Genomic DNA, 18244 nt, shown 5'->3' on the forward strand with positions numbered 1-18244 from the left:
ACACGGGATCTGCCCAACGCAGCCGGCCGAGAGATTCAGCTGCCCTCGATCGCAAGCGGCTTGCCGCTGAAGACGATGAGGTTGTCCGGCTCAGATGCAAACCACGCGTAGCTGCCCCAGGCGAGGCTACTGACCGTCTTGCGGAAGGGCTGGCCAGCGCGATCAAGATAAGCGGTCACGAAGGCAACGTGCTCGGATGGAAAACCGGCACCCTCCGAAATCTGGAGCAGGGCGGCCTTACGTGCCTCGTTCACCGGTCCATCGGTGTGCACCACCTCAACGAAGACAAGCAGGGGATGGGCAGGACCAAGGTCAACAAGAACTATGTCTGGCAGACTCTTGTCGGCCGGGATCGCTAGGCCGATTGCCTTAGCCAGCTCGTCATCCCGCGCGACAACCTTGTTGCCGCTCTCGCTCAAGGCGATTACGCCGGGTTTTTTGAGGAACTTCGACGCGAAGACCTCGATAACGGCCTTTGAGATGTCTGCGCTGGGGCCAGTCGTCATCCGGCGGGTTTCGCCGTTCGGAAAAGTAACGAGCTCATATTCGCCACCGCCGGCCGCGCCCTTGCGAACGATGGCGATGCGGGCAAGCGCGCCTGCATTAAGGTGCTTTGCCCGCCAGGCGGCCGCCTTTGCGATGAATGTCGCCTCGTCAAGATCGGGTGTCAGCAGGGCCGCGAAGTCGGCCTGCAACGCGTATCGCCCCGCCGGCGATGTCGTTGACAGGCCAGGCCGCTCAATGACGGCGCCATTCTGGATCAACGCATATCGGATCGTGTCGTCGCGGATCGATTCCCGCGTGTTTACTGCGTACCAGCGGCCCGGGACGTCGGCCTTGCTCGGCCGGATCGACGCCTTCGCCCACTCCAGCCGCGCGTCGTCGCCGGTCTGGCCGGCCTGTTGGTCGGTCATGCGAGTGACCTGATCCGGACGTATCCAGCTGTCCGTTCCTTCTACAGCACCGGCGTAAATCATAACGAAGATGGTCTTCGCCGAAATCTCCCAAATCGAGCGATCGCGGTTGGCCGATCCCTCCGGAAAAATCACGGGTAGCCGGGCATGGATTTCGTTCCAAGGCAGAAGCGACGGGAGGCTCATGCCTTAAGTCCATAGGCGCCGCGCAGGGCCTTCTCTATTGCGGCTCGCGTCGCGCCCCGCTGGACTAATTGCTCGATCGGGGCCATGGCGGAAGCCGGGGGCAGAGGGATTGCTTCCAACTCGAAGGCGGAAACGGCGACGCTGCCGCTGATGCAGCGGAACACCTGATCAATCGTCTCGCTATTCAGCACCGCAGCGACGGCGGCCGGCGAGACCTTCGGCGCGCCCATCGCGCGCACCATATTGAGGTGGTTCTCGACGACAACGCCGCCATGCGTCTCGATAAATTCCTGTGACAGCTCGGCCGCGATGAGGCGGCGCAGCTGTTCCTTGGCGGTGGTGCGCTGGACCAACACACAGCTCCGGTCGACAATCAGCCACTCATCGCCCTTTTCCGGCTTGAAGAAGGGAGCGTGATTCTTCTTATCGGCGCGGAACACGAAACGGCCGTCCGCGGTCACGGCTTCCGCCCAAATGAGGGGATGAAGGCCTCGACCGGCTCTCGCGCGCATCTGTGGCTTGAAGCGATTCCATACGAGCGGGCCGGTCGATACTTCATAACCCCAATCGGCCAGCCGAGATGGAAGGTCTTCAGCCGCGGCTATCAGCGGCACGTGCGCCGGCTCCCGCGGCGCGAGCCAAGGCGCAGTCGCGTCGGCCGGTAGGCCCACCTTGCCGTTCTTAGTAAGCCGCGCCTGCCGCTCGCTATCGACGTTGAGATAATGAACTTGAAAACGGGTGCGGTCGCCGCCCTTCTGATAGAGGGCGAGGAGTGTTTCCTGGAGCACGTCTTCAAAGACGCCCTTGCGCGCATGGACGAAGTCGATGGCGACGGGCGGAGCTTCCTCGGCGAGTAAATGCCGGAGCGCTGCGTAATATTGCCCGCCCAACACGCTTGTCGGCGTGAGATAGGCGATGACACCGCCTGGGCGTGTCCATCGCAGCGCGATATCCGTAAACACGCCATAAAGATTGGCATGGCCGTAAAGGCTACGGGCATAGCGAATGCGCTGCGCCGCCGTCAGCCGTACCCGACCATAGGGCGGATTGCCGACGACGAGATCGTAGATCTCTTGTGGTTGCTCTTCGAGCGTGTCGCAGACCTTGACGAATACCGGCACCTCGCGGCCGCTGGCGCGTGCGAGATCGGCAAAGGCGATCTCCAAAGCCGCTTGAGAAAGAGAAGCTGCGTGCGGGTCCAATTCCATCCCGGAAAGCCGGTTGCCGAGTTGGGCGAGGATAAAGGCGGGCTCACTGCCTGCCAGGCTGGTGCGCATCCTGGCTGCCGCTTCCAGAAGGAAAGCGCCACCGCCGCTGGCGGGATCGAGTACCCGAGCCGTCTTCCAGTCAACGCCGCCCTCGGTCGCCAGGTCGAGGAGGCGCCGGGTCAATGCGGCAGGCGTGTAGAACGCGCCAAGGGAACTGCGCTCTTTGCCGGGCAGCAGCGTCGTGTAGAGGCTTGTGAGAGCATTGCAGCCCTCTGTTATAGGCAGGGCTGCCGCAAGGCGGCCCATGGAGTCGGCCAGTTGCTGCGCCGTGGCGTCCAGCTTGCCTCTCGCGATCACAAAAGGCGGACGTAAGTTTACCCCTGGCGCGACTTCGGCGGCGAATATCTCCAGGGCGGCTCGCGCGAATCGCGCGGCGTGGTCGGTACGACGTGGTTCGGGGATTGTTTCAGACCATGCGCGCGCCATGACCCGGGCACGGGCCAATTCAATGCGGACCGGCTCTAAGTCCGAAGCCTCAGGCTTGGTGCGCGTATTCGATTTCGACACGGCCACGTTCATGCTGCTTGGCCTCCCCGGGCATGTTGAACGTCGAGAGCACGATAGAGCGTTGATCGTCCGACCTGCAGCATGCGCGCGATATCCGCAGGGCGCTCGCCGGCCTCCAGCAATGCGCGAGCGCGCCTCAGCTGCTCAGCATTCATCGCCTTCCTGCGCCCGATACGAACCCCGCGCATGCGCGCCGCGGCCAGTCCAGCTTTGGTGCGCTCGGCGATCAGTGCCCGCTCAGCTTCGGCGAGGGAGCCCATGAGGTGAAACACAAAACGACCGCCCGCGGTCGTCGTGTCAATACCCTCGGAGAGGGATTGGAAGCCACAGCCCTTGCCCCCGAGCTCCTGAACAATGGTAATGAGGTGAGAAAGGGAGCGGCCGAGGCGGTCAAGCTTCCAGACTACGAGTATATCGTTTGGGCCGCACTCTTCCAGCGCCTCGTCGAGGCCCGGGCGCTTGGTCGATATCCTGGAGATCTGATCGTCGAAAATCTTCTTGCAGCCAGCGAGGCGCAAGGCGCGGCGCTGCTGATTCAGGTCCTCGTCGTTGGTCGACGCTCGCGCATATCCTATCTTCATGGGCTTGTTTTGGGACAGAGTTTCGGGACACGCAAGCATCTGATTCAATCCTTCCTGCAAACGGTCCCAAAATCAGCCCTTTTCGGGACGGTGTTGCCGTTTGGCAACTTATATTAGAACATAACATGAACATTAGAATAAATCGACGGCAGAGTTTGGCTGCTTTCGTCATGGAGCAGCTCAGGCAGGCCCTCAATTATGTGTTATAACCTCTGATATTGAGCTCTAAAGTCGAGGAAACGTCACGAGCTATGCCACCTGCTAACGCCCAGCGGCGTCGTGCGCTCGACCTTCTGAAGGCCAGAGGGATACTCCGGTTGAGGGATTTCAAGGCGGAAGGAATTGGACCGGAGACGCTGGCCCGCCTTGTCCGGGAGGAGACGGTGGTGCGCCGGGCACGAGGGGTCTATCAACTTCCCGACGCGTCGCTGGAGGCGGCCCACACACTCGCGGAGGCCTCAAGTGTCGTTCCGAAGGGCGTTGTATGCCTGATCTCTGCGCTGCAGTTTCACGAACTGACCCTACAGATGCCATCCGCCGTATGGATGGCGATCGAACGGACCGCCTGGCGACCAAGGATCGATTATCCGCGCATACGATTCGTACGCTTCGCAGAGGTGAGCTTGAACGAAGGCGTCACGCGGCATCGCATTGAGGGCGTAGAAGTGCCCATTACGGACCCGGCCAGAACTATTGTCGATTGCTTTAAATATCGGAACAAGATCGGCCTTGGCATTGCGATGGAGGGACTGCGCGAAGGCCTTCGTCATAGACGCTGCACGCCGGATGAGCTCTGGCGTCATGCGCAAGGGGCACGGATCTGGTCCGTGATGCGCCCTTATGTCGAAGCAATGGTATTCGATGACGCATAGGGTCGAGAACTGGGCTCGCCTGCGGCCAGATAGCATCGGCCTGCGATGCGTGATATGGATTAAGTGACGGTACTTTTCGACTTGAGTCCAGTGCGCTGCCGGGCACGGAAAATCGCGAAAATCATCCGACTGACCCCGATAGTTGGCGAAACCTCAAAAATATTTTTTCGGCGATTTTCCCTTTAAAATCAAAAGCGTAACTTTTTGACGGCCTCAGCGTCGGAATTTCTCCGTGGCCAGAAAATATTTGCCAGCAATTTCAAAGAGTTATATGCTGTTTAAACAATCGAGTGGGAGTGACCTAGCCGCTACTTATGGCACGGCGGCGATGCGCTCTGAGCGTTTTAGCGGGGCGCGACGTCTACATGGTGCACCCCGTGAGGCAGTGGCACACGTCCAAGGCTTTCGAGGGATGGTTTTTGTCCTTCGACGACGCGAAAGACTTCCAGGCCCGGGCCGGTCCTGGAGGTCGCTCCTTTATGTCCTTCGAATACGGTGACCAGCAGATGACTGCCTGACGGGGTAAAGCTTCCACCTTCGGGCAGGACACCCTCGAAGACATAGTCGCCGACCTTCTCGAGCCGGGACGATTCCGGGTCGAAGGTCAGTAGCGAGACCGAGGCCTCTCGTTTGTAGCGTGGCGACTGCGGTGGAAAATTCGTGTCTTGCATGTTGATCGTGGCAACCAACGTTCCAGATGGGCTGACAGCGATGCCTTCAGCCGAGATGCCGGTCTCGTGCGTCATTGCAACTTCGTGACGCGCGGTTGTTGCGCCTTGCTGCGCAAGGCGTATGACCGATAGGGTGGAAGGAGCTTCCGGAACCCGCCCTTCGAGGCTCTTCGCGTTGAAATCGCGTCCCCAATTCGAGGTGAGATAGTGGCGGCCATCCGGCGTAAAACGCCCTACGAATGGATCCTTTCCGACGTCCACGACGTTGTCCCAAAGCTCAGCGGCGAGCTTTCCACTTTCGTGGATCAGTTCAATGAAGGCCACCCTGTTCTGCGTCGTGATATTGACTGCAAGGTAGCGGCCGGAGGGATGCCACTGCACGTTCGTTGCGGTCACCCCGCCACGCGGAGCGTCGGCCGTTCCGGTGACACCGATTTCGGCCAGGTCGAAATGCTGGATTTCACCAAACACCCCGTCGGCGAACGCAACGATCTGCAGCAGGCTGGCTCGAGGTGAGTTGGAAACGATTGCAATCCGACGGCCGTCAGGGCTGACGGCAAGCGCTTCCGGATTGCTCCCGACTTCGGCCGTGTCGGCTAACCGCAGGTCATCGTCATCGGCAAGATCGATGGCGAACAGCCGATTTCCCGGCGGGAGGTCGGCGACTTTCATTCCGCCTGCAGGGCGCTCCCCCAGCCTCTCCGTGACGAAAGCGGTGCGGCCGTCTGGAGCGAGCTCCATAATCTCGGGTGCTGCCGTCACTGAATTCGAGACAGGCAATGCCCTTTGAGTGACTTTCCCGCGTTCGATCGACAGTACCGTCAGCATATCCCGATATCCCGCTTCGGGTGGAGACAGGATCGTATCGGCATAGGTGGAGGCAATGTAATCGCCGTCGGATATTGCGGCCACGTGGCCGGCGGAAACAGGACCGAGGATATCGGGCGACTGAGCCAAGGTGCTGTTGGCGGCGAAAGTCGCCGCGATCCCTGCCAGGCAGGCATGGTTTAGATATGTACGCACGCGTCTAACCTCATTGCTGCATCAACGGTTTTATCCGGCAACGCTAAGGTTGACTGTGATCGTAATCCAATCGGAATATTGTTCTCTGTGAAAGGGAAATATTATCAGGATTTGTCATGGACGTTCGTTCGATGGCTTGCTTCATCGCCGTGGCGGAAGAACTTCATTTCCGTCGCGCGGCAGAAAAGCTCAACCTGACCCAGCCCTCGCTCAGCCAGCGGATCCGTGTCCTAGAGAGCGAGATTGGAGCAACGCTGCTCCTACGTGACCGGCGGTCGGTCGCTTTGACGCCGGCCGGAGCCGCATTCTTGGAGCCGGCGCGCAGGGCTGTGGAGAATGCCAACCGTGCAATAGGCGAGGCCCGCCGTACCCTTGACGGCGAAGCCGGCCCGCTGCGGCTCGGCTTCACAGTGATCGCCTTCTACGGAATTCTCCCGGCCTGCGTTCAGGTTTTCCGCAAGCGGTACCCGAATGTCCGCATCGAGTTGGCGGAAATGAACTCGCCATCCCTCGAGAACGCGCTGCTTGCGGGCGCGCTCGATCTCGGAATCTTGCATCCCCCGCTCGAGCACCCTGAACTCTCGATGCAGCCCTTGCCGGAGGAGCGGCTGTTTCTTGCTATTCCATCGGATCATCCGCTCGCAGCCGAGCCGGTGGTTCCGGTATCGAAACTGGGTGGCGAGCCCTTTTTGATTGCCCCGCGCAAAATCGGTGCCAGTATCTTCGATCGTGTGATCGCGCTTTTCGAGTCCCAAGGGGTCACGCCCAGGATCGTGCAGGAGGTCACGCCCATGACGACCCTTGCAGCGCTCGTCGCTGCCGGCGTGGGGCTGGGCTTCGTGACCGAAGGCTTGTCACGTCTCGACCGTCCAGGAGTGGTTTTCCGCCCGGTCGAACCCGCTGCGCCTGCCTTGCCGGTTGCCGCTGCCTGGGTCGGCCCCGATCTCCTGCCCACTGCGAAACGTTTTCTGGATGTCGTTCTCGGCGTCAGGCGGAGCGGATGACAGGGAAGGCAGATGGCATACTGCGTTCAGGAATAGCTCGGGTGGTCAAGACCGATAGCCTGCTTCACGATAAGCCTGCCGGTAATATTCCTGGATCTGACGATCCTACGTTGGCCATTCTCGCGTGGTAGGAGCGTACAATGTTGCAAGGCCGACGCCCTTTGGTATAGCTTGATCCCTCGGACTGAACCGCAACGCGAGCAGGAAAGGAGTTGCCTCATGATTGTGCTTATCGCCAACGCGCTCCGCTGCGCCGCCGTTCGGCTGCCCTGACGACAGGGACTGATCCGCTTTCGGCTGGCGCCTGATATGGCATCCCGACCGAAAGATTCATCCAAATGTTTGAAACCTATGGCTGGAGCGAAACGCTCCAAAATGCATTCCTGCCGCATGCCGCGTCAGGACTCGTGCCTGGCCGCGTGATCGTCCAGCAACGCGGCCTTTATCGCCTGATCACCCCCTTTGGCGAATTGAACGCCGGTCTCGCCGGCCGCTTTGCCTTCACGGCGCGCGAGACGGAGCATCCTGTCGCCGGCGATTGGGTGGCGGCAGCGGCGCGCCCCGGCGAAGGGGCGGCAACGATCCACCATCTGCTGCCGCGCGCCACCTGTTTTCGGCGCAAGGCGGCCGGCACCGGCGAAACAGCCCAGGTCATCGCCGCCAATGTCGATCTGGCGCTGCTCGTTGCTTCGTTGAACGCCGATTTCAATCCGCGGCGGCTCGAGCGTTATGTTGCCGTGACCCGGGAGAGCGGCGCCACGCCGGTTATCGTCCTGACCAAGGCGGATGCCTGCGACGATCCCGCCGGTCCCATCGCCGCCGCCGAAGCCGTGGCACTCGGAGCCGAGGTGGTCGCCATGTCGTCGCTGACGGGGCAAGGGCTCGATACCGTGCGGCAGCTGATCCTTCCGGGGCGCACCGCGGTGCTGCTCGGCAGTTCCGGCGTGGGCAAGTCGACCCTCCTCAACGCACTCGCCGGCAAGGTTTTGATGGCGACCCAGGCCATTCGCGAGGACGATGCGCGCGGGCGGCATACCACCACCCATCGCGAACTCGTGCTGCTGCCGGGGGGAGGACTGGTACTGGACACGCCAGGCATGCGTGAGCTCGGGCTGTGGGATACAGGCGCTGGTCTATCGGCAACCTTTGCCGATATCGAAGAACTGGCGAGCCGATGCCGGTTCCGCGATTGCAGCCATGGCGGCGAGCCGGGCTGCGCCATCGACGCAGCCCTGCAGGACGGTAGCCTGGCCGAGGATCGCTGGCTGAGCTACGGCAAGCTGCAGCGCGAACTGGCCTATCTCGACCGCCGCGAAGATCCGGCGATGCAGAGCGAAGAACGCCGCAACTGGGTTCGCCGCAACAAGGACTACCGCAGCCGCAAGCGCGAGAAGGACAGAGGCTGGGGGGATGAGTAGGGTTCGTTCGCCCGAATGTGCTTGAGGAGAACTCAAGCAACCAGTTCGTTTAGCTACTGCCGGCGACACCGTGGCATTCGCGTTCTGTGACATCCATTGTGATGGTACCACCGCGGTGCCGCTAGACCTTCGTCTGACAGTTGGCTTCGTCAAGCACGAAAACGATTGGGTCATCACCCACGAACACCATTCGGTGCCGACCAAGGACGAGGTTCTGGTCGGCCCGGACGTCTGATCCGCCCAAGCCGCCGCGTGGTTGGTGGTGTCGCTCGCAATGGTACTTGTGTCATGTTCACCCCTAGAAATCCGTCGCGAGCGGCACGGGGCTAAAGTCGGTTTGCGGCGGTCTTGCCGCGTCTTGCCAGATGAATGATCTGGGCTGTCAGCCCGACCAGCAGAATGGCGAGCAGCCCGCCCTGAGCACCGAGCAGCAGCGGCGACTTCAGGTCGGTCACCAGCGGATGGCCGTCCGGAACGCGGCGCAGGATCTCGGTAACGGTCGGCACCATCAGAAGAAACGCACTCACGCTCAGGCAGATGGTTTCGATATATCGGGCGATACGCATCGGACCCAGCATGCGGTCGATTCCGTAACCTGCAAGCAGGAACAGGAGGGTCAGCGCCCCGATGGCGTAGCTGACCGGTTGATGCGCCACGAAGAAGGCCGTGATCGCACCGGCAAGCATGGAAACAAAATAGACCCCGCCCGCCGCGGATCGGGGGACGATCCGGCCATGGCGGGCAAACATGTATAAGGCCATGGGAATGGCCGGCAGGCTGCCGAGCGTATGGACCCAGCCGAGCGGAGAGATTCCAAACATGAGAGAGTGCCTTTCTTAAAAAGAGGCGGGGAGGGGGAGAATTCTATCTACTAGTTGGTAGGTAGTTAAGTCATGCATCGACATCCTGGAAACGTGTCAGTTTTCAGACGGCGATGCGATCCAGCAAAGGGTGAGTGATTGCGCCGAAGGTGCCGGGATTCCCGTAAGCGCGCGCAGAAAGCATCGCGCCATGCACCGTGGCCATGAACGTTTCAGCTTCCGCCCTGGCTGTCCCGGCCAGGATGAGGCGGCCTTGTGCAACGCCGCGTTCCAGGACGGAGGTGAGCCAGTCCGATAACCCACGAAAATGTGCGCGCACTTCAACAACGACCGCTTCGGGAAGAACCGGAAGCTCGCTGGCGAGCAAGGCGCAGACACAGAAGGGGTGCGTGGCGTCAGCGATACAGCCCTCCCAATAGCCCACATAGGCACGAAGCTGTTCAAGCGGGTCGGAGACATTGCGTTCGAGCTCGGCGAACCCGGCCTGAGCCTCTTCCCGGTATTGTGAGACCAGTGCGCAGACCAGATCTGATTTGCTTGGGAAATGGTGATGGATGCTCGCATTGCGAATGCCGACTACGCTGGAAATATCGGCGTAGCTGAAGCTGTTGTAGCCACCCCTGATGATCAGGGAGCGCGCGCAGGCGAGAATTTCATCGGCCCTAGCTTTTAAGTTTCCCATAGTTTTTCCTACCAACTAGTAGGTAGCCTGTCAATGCGGTCCGGCTCGTTCACAAAGAACGGTACGACGATGGAAGGTGATGATGATTGACGGGCTGGGCCCATTCCAATGAAGCGGTTCGCAAGGCTATCGGGAATTAACCGGTCAAATAGGATTGAGGTGAGCGCAGAGCGCTCACCCGTCGATAGACCTAGTCTCTGAGCAGGTCGAACATCAGCTTGAAGAAGCGATCCGCGTCGACTTCGTAGGCAATGCGCGCATTGTCCTTCTCGCCACGCTCGCCCCAGAAGTCGGCGACCGTCGCGCCGAAGGTGTGGGCGCCCTTGAGGTCCACGGCAATGTGGGCAGGGCGTGTCTTGACCAGGGTCGGATCGATCGCCAGCGCCAGCGCAAGCGGATCGTGCATGGCGCCCCCCACACCCATCGAGTTGCGATGGAGCTTCTCGTAAAACAGCAGCCAGTCGTTGACGAGCTTGCCGAGCGGCGTGTCTATCTTGGCGAGCTCGGCATATTGCGGCTCTTCGATCAGCACCTGCATGGTGACGTCCAGGCCGACCATTGTGATCGGGACGCCAGAATCAAGCACGATCTTCAGTGCCTCCGGATCGCAGAAGGCGTTGAACTCGGTCGGGGTTATGATCTCGCTCTTGCGGTAGAACACGCCTCCCATCCAGATCAATTCCTTGATCTTGGGCAGTACATGGGGGTGCTTGAGGATCATCAGGCCTATGTTGCAGAGAGGACCTGTCGCCACGACGAGCAACGGCTCTGGCGACGCGACCAGCTTTTCGGCCAGGAAGTCGACCGCGTGCTGGTCGACCGGCTTGATGCTTGCCTGTGGCAGATAGGGCGAACCTTCGAGGCCGCTCGGGCCGTCCGCCGTACCAAGCACCAGAGGGCGCGCCAGGGGACGATGGCAGCCAGCCGCGACCGGCACGTCGCTGGCGCCGATATATTCGAGAATGCGCAGTGCGTTGGTCGTCGTCTTTTCCAGTTCGGCATTGCCGCAGGTGGTGGTGACGCCCAGCAGTTCGATGGCGGGTGAGCGATGTGCCATGACCAGGGCGATGGCGTCGTCGTGGCCGGGATCACAGTCGAAAAGAATCGGAGTGGGCTTCATCATTGCACTCATCAGGCCGCCCGCTCGTAGCGCGCGATGGTTTGCTTGAACATTTCGAGGAAGCGGCGTCCGTTGAGATCGGTACCGATGCGTGTGGTCTTCGGGCCGCCGCCGGGCAGGATCTGGAAGCCTCGATAAGCCACTGTCTGGCCGCGCGCGACGTGGCCGTCGATCAGGACATCGACGAAAAGTGGATCGGTGAGCGTGGCAAGACCTGGGTCAAAGGCCAGCGCTACGGTGATGACGTCGTCGAGCGGAAAGCCGACGAGCCCGAAGAACTCACGCCAGATGTCGATATAGATCGGGAACACGTCGGCGATCATGTCGAGGACTGGGTTGTCCTTGGCACAACTCTGCATGTCGGCGATATCGTCGCGCGTCAGCATGGAGGTTGCGACGCGGTTGTCCTCGCAAATGTCGAGAGGCACCAGGATCTTGTCGACTTCGGCGTTGAGCACGATGCGCGACGCCTCGGGATCGGCCCAGACATTATATTCGGTTACCGGCGTGATGTTGCCGGGCGTCGTGAAGGTGCCCCCGAGAACGAGCAGGCGCTTCAGCGTCTTTGCAAGCCGCGGCTCCTGCAGCAGCGCCATGGCAGCGTTGGTCAGCGGCCCCGTGGTGACGAGGGTGATCTCGCCGGGGTTTGCCATCACGGTGTTGATGATGAAGTCGACGGCGTGGCCGGGGGTCGCTGCGCGCTTCGGCGTGGGGGCGGGCGGATTGAACTTCTTCAGTCGGTCGCCGAAGCGTGCCGTCAGTGTCTTTTCGAAATGCACCGGCGCTTCCATATCGGCCTTGGAATGGCCGACGATTGGGCGCCAGGCGCCCGCAAGCACCGGAATGTCGTCACGACCCGCGAGGGAGAGGATGTTGAGCACCACATTCGTGACCTGCTCGATGGCGCCGGCTGCCCCGGTAACTGTCGTCACCGCTTCGAGCTTCACATTCGGATTGGCGGCGGCGAAGAGCACGGCGAGAATATCGTCGCCGGCGGAATCGACGTCGAGAATTATGCGTTCCATTGTCTTGATGTGATCCTTCAGCGCGGGAGGTTGTTGCCGGTTTCGGCCGGCTTGGTCTCGACGGACAGCATCTTTTTCATGCTCTCCAGAGTTTCGCGGATGATCCTGGGCCGGCTTCGGTAGGACAGCGCAAAGAGTGCCACCAGCGCGACCAGATAGGGTACCGCCAGGATGAGATAGGACGGGAAGCCAAAGGTCTGGAGACGCAGTGAAAACGCGTCGGCAAAGCCGAACAGCAGGCAACCGGCGAGTACCTTGAGTGGATCGCCAGCCGAGAAAATCAGGATGGCGACGGCCATGAAGCCTCGGCCCGAGGACATGTTTTCCGTGAACATGGTGATGTAGCCGAGCGAGAGGTGCGCGCCGGCAAGACCGGCAAGCAGGCCGCACAACAGCGATGCCGTGTAGCGAACGCGGGTGATCGAGATGCCCAGGGCCTCGGCAGCCTCCGGCTTTTCGCCGACGACGCGAATATAGAGGCCGAGCCTGGTGCGCTTGTAGAACAGCACCAGAAAAGGGACGGCGACGAACGCGACATAGACCATGGGCGTGTAGCCGGAGACGAGCGGCGCCCAGGAACCAAGCAGATCGCGGGCACCGGGGATCTGGACCTTCGGCAACCCGACGATCTTCTGGCCGACGATCGAGCCGCGAGTTCCGAAGATCGCTTTCATCAGAGAGATCGTCATGCCGCCGGCAAGGATATTGAGCGCCAGGCCGACCACCACTTCGTTGGCCCGGAAGGAGACCACCAGCACTGCAAAGGCGAGTGCAAAGACCAGTGCGGCGACGACGCCGCAGGCAACGCCGATCAGCGCGGAACCGGACCAGATCGAGCCGAGCACGGCGAAGAAGGCGCCGACGAGCATCTGGCCTTCGAGGCCGATGTTGAAGATGCCGGCCTTGGTGGTGAAGGAGCCGCCCAAGGCCACCAGCAGGATCGGTGCAGTCGTGCGCAGCGTCGCTACCAGCAGGGCGACATTGAGGAGCTTATCTAGAATTTCCATCGACGCTCTCCTGCGGTGCTGTCGCCGCGGCGTTTCATCAGAACCTGCGCTGAGACGCTGAGGATGATCAGCGCCTGGATCACCGTGATGATCTCGCGCGATGCGCTGGTGTCGGTCTCAAGCAGCAGCGAACCGTTGCGCAACGCGCCGAAGAACAGTGCCGTGAAGATCGTGATGATCGGAGATCCGTTGGCGAGCAAAGCTGCGATCAGCCCGTCGAAACCAAATCCGGGAGCAAAGCCTTCCATGAAACGGTGGTGGATGCCGAGCGTCTCCACGCCGCCCGCGAGGCCGCCTACGGCGCCCGAAGCGAGCAGCACGAGGAAACCTTGGCGCTTGACGTCGATGCCGCCATATTCGGCGAATTTTGGCGCCGAACCGACCATCGAGATCGAATAGCCCTTGGCCGTCTGGCGGAAGAACCAGGCAACAAAAAACGCCAGCGCCAGACCGATGATCAGCCCCCAGTTAAGCCGGGAGAAGGAGAACAGCTCGGGCAGATATGCCGTCGGCAGGATCGGCGGTGTCTCGGACCAGCCGCCCGGCCGCTTGAACAGGAAAATCGTGAAATAGGAGGTGAGCAGCACCGCGACATAGTTCGACAGAATTGTCGAGACGACCTCGTTGGTGTTGTAGCGGGCGCGGAAATAGGCGGGAATGGCTACCCAGGCGGCACCGGCTAGCACTGCGGCCGCCATGCCGACCACCATATGCAAACCAGCCGGCAGTGGTAAGGCAAAACCGACCCAGGCCGCGGCAAAGCCTCCAAGAAAGAGCTGGCCCTCGATGCCGACATTGAACATGCCGCCGCGCAGGCCGATGCAGGCAGCTATGCCGCATATGAGAATGGGCGTTGTCTGCAGCAGCGTACCGGCGATCTTGGACTGGTCGCCGAACGCTCCCCTCACCAGTGTCATGAAGACATTGATGGGGCTTTCGTCGATCAGCACGATGATCAGGGCGCCCAGGGCAAGGGCGATCGCCAGGGCTATGATCTGCCCATAGAATGCACGCAACCCATCGCTCATGCCGCCACCTCGCTTGCTGCGGAAGCGTTCAAGCCTGCCATCATCATGCCGATCCTTTCACTGTCGGCGCTATCGCCCTCGACCTCACCCATGATCCGGCCGTTGAACATCACCAGGATGCGATCGGCCAAGGTGAGCAATTCGTCGAGTTGCACCGAAATGACCAGTACGGCGCGGCCGGCGGCGCGCTGGCGCATGATCTCGTCATGGATGGATTCCTGTGCGCCGATATCGACACCGCGCGTAGGCTGGTCGATGAGAAGGAAGTCAGCATCATTGGTGAATTCGCGGGCGAGCACCACTTTCTGGATATTGCCGCCCGACAGCCGCTTGACCGTGTCCTCCGGACCGCGCGCCCGGATATCGAAGCGCTTGATCATCTCGACGGCCTGTTTCGCAACCCCATCCCAGTCGAGGACGCCATTGCGGCTCCACGGAGCTTTGAACTGACGGCCCATCAGAAGGTTAGACGAGATCGAAGCACTGCCGTCGACCCCGCGCACCATGCGGTCGCCGGGAACGTGAGCGAAACCGGCATCGCGAATGGCTGCCGGCGTCAATGCCGTCAGGTCGCGTCCTTTCAGCATGGCTGATCCGTGACTTGCAGGCCGCAAGCCGGCGAGCACCTCGGCGAGCTCCGTCTGGCCATTTCCGGCAACACCGGCGATGCCGACAATCTCGCCAGCCCGCACCGTAAAACTTGCGTCACGCAGTGCCGGCAAACGTCGCTCGTCGCGTGCCCATAGGTTTTTGACGTCGAGCACGACCTCGCCGGCGGTTTTGGTGCGCCGGCGTCGGTCAAAGGAGACATTGCGGCCGACCATCATCCGCACCAGGTCGTCCTTGGTGAGTTCGGCTGTCGGACGCGTGGCGACGTGTTTGCCGTGACGCAGGACCGTTACCGTGTCGGAGACCTCCATCACTTCCTCGAGGTGGTGCGAGATGAAGATGACTGTCATGCCATCTGCAACAAAGCCGCGCAGGGTCTGAAACAATTCGCGGCTCTCCTGCGGGGTGAGCACTGCCGTCGGCTCATCGAGGATGATGGTGCGTGCGCCGCGTGCCAGAACCTTTAGGATTTCTATGCGCTGTTCGATGCCGACTGAAAGCAGCGACACCCGCTCCTGCGGTTCGACCTTGAGGCCGAAGCGCTCGGACAGTTCACGTGTCTTCTCGATCTGGGCGGCTTGATCGATCAGGCCATTGCGGCGGATCTCCATGCCGAGGAAAACGTTATCGGCGACTGACAGCGAGGGTACTAGCTTGAAGTGTTGATGAACCATGCCGAGGCCCGCATCGATCGCGGTTGCGGGATCGGTGACGATGGTCTCCCTGCCATTGAGCACGATTCTTCCCTCGTCGGGCTGCAACAGGCCGAACAGGATGTTCATCAATGTGGTCTTGCCGGCGCCGTTTTCGCCGATGATGGCGTGGATCTCACCCCGCTTGACACGAAGGTTCACGCGCTCATTGGCAACAAAAGCACCGAAGCGCTTGGTGATGTCGATCAATTCAACGGCGTTTTCAGCCGGTGATGTCGTTTCTTGTCTTTTGGCTGGCGACGTGTCCGACACGAGAGCCTCGCGAGTTGAGCCGATCAGCCCCTTGGCTGGGGCTGATCGAGTTCTATCTGAATTTCCAGGAAAGATCGCTCCGGAGGCCGATAGACCGGGCTCCGGAAGCAGAGATCTTTATTTGTGCCGTTCGACCTTGATCGAGCCGTCGGCAATGCCCTTCTTGATCTCATCGAGCTTGGCGGTCACGTCGGCTGGGATCGACGGCGCGATATCGTCGCAGATCTTAACCTCGACGCCACCGGAAGCCAGATCGAAGGTACGGGTACCCGGTGTGACCTTGCGACCTTCGACTTCGTCCTTGATCAGGCTGTAGACGGCGATATCGCCACGCTTGAGCATCGAGGCAAGCACGTTGCCTGGCGCCGAGGCGCACATGTCGACGTCGACGCCGATGGAATATTTGTCCACGGCAGCACTTGCCTGCATCACACCTTCGCCGGTCGGGCCAGCGACGTTGTAGACGATGTCGGTGCCTTGCCCGTAAAGCGCCTGCGCCAGCTCGCTACCTTTGGCCGGATCGTCGAACGTGCCGGCGAAGACGGAGTTAACCTTTACGTCGGGCGCGGCATATCTCGAGCCTTGCTCATAGCCGCCGAGGAAGTTGCGGATGACCGGGATGTCGCGGCCGCCGACAAAGCCGATAGACTTGCCGTCGCCGATCTTGTCGAAGGCGCTGCCCTTGTTCTCGATCATACCTGCAAGGGCGCCCGCGACGAAGGAACCCTGTTCCTCGGCGAAATTGGCGTAGATCATCTTGTCGCTATCGAGCACTCCGTCAATGAAGACGAAGCGCTGGTCCGGATAGGCGGCACTGGCTTTTTGCAGCGCGTCGACAAGTTCCCAGCCCATCACGAAGATCAGGTCGTACTGACCACCTTTTGCGAGATTGGCGAACTGCTCCTCATAGTCGAGCGCGCGGTTGCCGGTGTCGACGAGTTTGAGGTCGACCCCGAACTCGTCCTTAGCCTTGTTGAGGCCGTTGACGATCGAAACGCCGAAACCTTGCGCAAAATATCCGGAGATGGCCGCGACTGACACCTTGCCGTTGGCGGCGGCCGCTGAACCAAGCGATGTCGCCAAGGCCACACCGGCGATCAGGCATTTTTGGAATACGCTTTTCATCTCACTCCCCATTAAAGCTCCCGCCTCCAAAGCTTCGGGTTCGGTTTTTCGATATCCCAAACTTGTTGGTGGTCATATGACTTTATGGGTGGTCCGGCGAACTGTCAATCAGCGAGGATACGCTCGAAATCGTTGTGTGCTCCGCAGAGGTGACGCTTTTCGTCGCGCGGGTTGACAAAAATCACAGAACAATAATTGTTGATACTCTAACAAGTTTAATCGGGAGATTGGGGCAAGCGATGCCGGATGTGGTCGTCAGGAAAATGGTCGTGCAGGTCGAGGAGATATTTCACGAGGGAGGGCCCGTACGCAGCGAGCCGGTGAAGCGGGGTGTTGTTCTTGCGGTTATCGCGAACCCTTATGCAGGCCGTTATGTCGAGGACATCCAGCCATTCATGGAAGACCTGAAGCCCTTGGGGCTGGAAATGGCGCATAAGCTTGTCGACGCACTGGGTGGAGAAGCCAAGGCCGTGGAGGGTTACGGCAAGGGCGCGATCGTGGGTGGTGGTGGCGAACTCGAGCACGGAGCGCTCTGGCACAACCCAGGCGGCTACGCCATGCGTGAATTGCTTGGAGGCGCGAAGGCCATCGTTCCATCAGCGAAGAAGGTTGGTGGTCCGGGTGTGCGGATCGACATTCCGATCACCCATATCAACGCCTCTTATGTGCGCAGCCATTTCGATGCCATCGAGGCCGGCATCACCGATGCTCCGCGAAACAACGAGATGGTTCTGGTGCTCGCCATGACCACCGGATCCCGTGTGCATGCACGGGCCGGTGGTTTGCAGGTGCACGACATCAAGGGTGAGGACGGCCTGCGATGAGCGCCAAGATCCGCCGGATCATCACGGTCGTGGAAGAGGTCCGCACCGAAGGTTCTAGACGCGTCGACCCGCCGACCAGGCGCGCTGCAGCCATCGCCGTCATCCACAATCCTTACGCCGGTCAATATGTCGACGATCTCGCCGAACTCGTGGCTGTCGGCGAAGCTCTGGGGGACTTATTGCCGCGTCGCGCGATGGCCGCATTGGGCATTGCTGGCGATGAAGTCGAAAGTTTCGGCAAGGCCGCGGCAGTAGGCGCCGAGGGCGAGCTGGAACACGCGGCGGCGATCCTGCATCCGAAGCTCGGCGCTCCCTTTCGTGAAGTGCTCGGCAAGGGTGCCGCCCTCATTCCGTCATCCAAGAAACGCGGTGGCATGGGCACGCCGCTCGACATTCCGCTCGGCCACAAGGATGCAGCCAAAGTGCGCAGCCATTTCGATGGCATGGAAGTGCGCGTGCCGGATGCACCACGGGACGATGAAATCGTGGTGGCCATCGCGGTTACCGATTCCGGCCGACCTTTGCCACGGGTCGGCGGACTGACCAAAGACAAGATCGTCGGCAAAGACGGCGTGAACTGACAAACTGGAAAGG

The 18244-nt window shown here is 60.9% G+C and carries 17 protein-coding genes and 1 pseudogene; 6 read left to right on the forward strand and 12 right to left on the reverse strand.

Annotated elements, in window-relative coordinates; genetic code table 11:
* Positions 1 to 35 precede the first annotated feature (35 nt).
* The 3 genes from L4923_RS12540 to L4923_RS12550 are packed head-to-tail and all read right to left on the reverse strand — an operon-like array spanning position 36 to position 3495.
* Positions 36 to 1100: a BsuBI/PstI family type II restriction endonuclease gene (locus tag L4923_RS12540; RefSeq protein WP_239365402.1), complete on the reverse strand. Its 1065-nt coding sequence runs from the start codon at positions 1098 to 1100 to the stop codon at positions 36 to 38.
* On the reverse strand, positions 1097 to 2887 hold the full coding sequence (locus L4923_RS12545; RefSeq protein ID WP_239365404.1) for an HsdM family class I SAM-dependent methyltransferase: 1791 nt from the start codon (positions 2885 to 2887) through the stop codon (positions 1097 to 1099). The genes L4923_RS12540 and L4923_RS12545 overlap by 4 nt, the downstream gene beginning before the upstream one ends.
* Positions 2884 to 3495 carry a recombinase family protein gene (locus tag L4923_RS12550; protein ID WP_275448393.1) on the reverse strand — a complete coding sequence of 204 codons (612 nt, stop codon included), beginning with the start codon at positions 3493 to 3495 and terminating at the stop codon, positions 2884 to 2886. The genes L4923_RS12545 and L4923_RS12550 overlap by 4 nt, the downstream gene beginning before the upstream one ends.
* Before the next feature lie 212 nt (positions 3496 to 3707).
* Here L4923_RS12550 and L4923_RS12555 point away from each other — a divergent pair, with 212 nt between their 5' ends.
* Positions 3708 to 4328, forward strand: a complete 621-nt coding sequence (locus L4923_RS12555; RefSeq protein ID WP_239365406.1) for a type IV toxin-antitoxin system AbiEi family antitoxin domain-containing protein — start codon at positions 3708 to 3710, stop codon at positions 4326 to 4328.
* A 344-nt stretch (positions 4329 to 4672) separates the two neighbouring features.
* Here the strand turns inward: L4923_RS12555 and L4923_RS12560 are convergent, their stop codons facing one another.
* Positions 4673 to 6022, reverse strand: a complete 1350-nt coding sequence (locus L4923_RS12560; protein ID WP_239365409.1) for a hypothetical protein — start codon at positions 6020 to 6022, stop codon at positions 4673 to 4675.
* Between the two features lie 116 nt (positions 6023 to 6138).
* Between L4923_RS12560 and L4923_RS12565 the strand changes: the two genes are divergently transcribed.
* The 3 genes and pseudogenes from L4923_RS12565 to L4923_RS12575 all read left to right on the forward strand — a co-directional run.
* Positions 6139 to 7026 (forward strand): LysR family transcriptional regulator, encoded by an 888-nt coding sequence (locus L4923_RS12565; RefSeq protein ID WP_239365412.1) that lies wholly within the window; start codon positions 6139 to 6141, stop codon positions 7024 to 7026.
* A gap of 338 nt (positions 7027 to 7364) precedes the next feature.
* Positions 7365 to 8444: a ribosome small subunit-dependent GTPase A gene (gene rsgA, locus L4923_RS12570; RefSeq protein ID WP_239365415.1), complete on the forward strand. Its 1080-nt coding sequence runs from the start codon at positions 7365 to 7367 to the stop codon at positions 8442 to 8444.
* A gap of 64 nt (positions 8445 to 8508) precedes the next feature.
* Positions 8509 to 8679, forward strand: a pseudogene (locus tag L4923_RS12575) (nuclear transport factor 2 family protein); the annotation flags it as partial.
* A 91-nt stretch (positions 8680 to 8770) separates the two neighbouring features.
* Here the strand turns inward: L4923_RS12575 and L4923_RS12580 are convergent.
* From L4923_RS12580 to L4923_RS12615, 8 genes are all read right to left on the reverse strand, one after another.
* The gene (locus L4923_RS12580; RefSeq protein WP_239365418.1) at positions 8771 to 9265 is read right to left on the reverse strand and encodes a hypothetical protein; all 495 of its coding nucleotides are present in this window, start codon (positions 9263 to 9265) and stop codon (positions 8771 to 8773) included.
* A gap of 103 nt (positions 9266 to 9368) precedes the next feature.
* Positions 9369 to 9947 (reverse strand): TetR/AcrR family transcriptional regulator, encoded by a 579-nt coding sequence (locus tag L4923_RS12585; protein WP_239365721.1) that lies wholly within the window; start codon positions 9945 to 9947, stop codon positions 9369 to 9371.
* A 190-nt stretch (positions 9948 to 10137) separates the two neighbouring features.
* The gene (locus L4923_RS12590; protein ID WP_239365419.1) at positions 10138 to 11070 is read right to left on the reverse strand and encodes a nucleoside hydrolase; all 933 of its coding nucleotides are present in this window, start codon (positions 11068 to 11070) and stop codon (positions 10138 to 10140) included.
* 8 nt (positions 11071 to 11078) lie between these two features.
* Positions 11079 to 12092 carry a nucleoside hydrolase gene (locus L4923_RS12595; RefSeq protein ID WP_239365420.1) on the reverse strand — a complete coding sequence of 338 codons (1014 nt, stop codon included), beginning with the start codon at positions 12090 to 12092 and terminating at the stop codon, positions 11079 to 11081.
* A 17-nt stretch (positions 12093 to 12109) separates the two neighbouring features.
* Positions 12110 to 13099, reverse strand: coding sequence for an ABC transporter permease (locus L4923_RS12600; protein WP_239365421.1), 990 nt, complete (start codon positions 13097 to 13099; stop codon positions 12110 to 12112).
* Positions 13087 to 14127, reverse strand: a complete 1041-nt coding sequence (locus tag L4923_RS12605) for an ABC transporter permease (RefSeq protein ID WP_239365422.1) — start codon at positions 14125 to 14127, stop codon at positions 13087 to 13089. The genes L4923_RS12600 and L4923_RS12605 overlap by 13 nt, the downstream gene beginning before the upstream one ends.
* Positions 14124 to 15701, reverse strand: a complete 1578-nt coding sequence (locus L4923_RS12610; RefSeq protein ID WP_239365423.1) for an ABC transporter ATP-binding protein — start codon at positions 15699 to 15701, stop codon at positions 14124 to 14126. Before L4923_RS12610 ends, L4923_RS12605 begins: the two co-directional genes overlap by 4 nt.
* A gap of 117 nt (positions 15702 to 15818) precedes the next feature.
* Entirely contained in the window at positions 15819 to 16826 is a 1008-nt protein-coding gene (locus L4923_RS12615; RefSeq protein ID WP_239365425.1) for a BMP family lipoprotein, read from the reverse strand.
* Positions 16827 to 17065: 239 nt separating this feature from the next.
* Between L4923_RS12615 and L4923_RS12620 the strand changes: the two genes are divergently transcribed.
* Together L4923_RS12620 and L4923_RS12625 are read left to right on the forward strand one after the other, a co-directional pair.
* Positions 17066 to 17650, forward strand: a complete 585-nt coding sequence (locus L4923_RS12620) for an amino acid synthesis family protein (protein ID WP_239365428.1) — start codon at positions 17066 to 17068, stop codon at positions 17648 to 17650.
* Positions 17647 to 18231, forward strand: coding sequence for an amino acid synthesis family protein (locus tag L4923_RS12625; protein WP_239365431.1), 585 nt, complete (start codon positions 17647 to 17649; stop codon positions 18229 to 18231). The genes L4923_RS12620 and L4923_RS12625 overlap by 4 nt, the downstream gene beginning before the upstream one ends.
* The last annotated feature ends 13 nt before the right edge of the window (positions 18232 to 18244 follow it).

The sequence above is a fragment of the Terribium retamae genome (assembly GCF_022347545.1).
Lineage (GTDB): Bacteria > Pseudomonadota > Alphaproteobacteria > Rhizobiales > Rhizobiaceae > Mesorhizobium > Mesorhizobium retamae.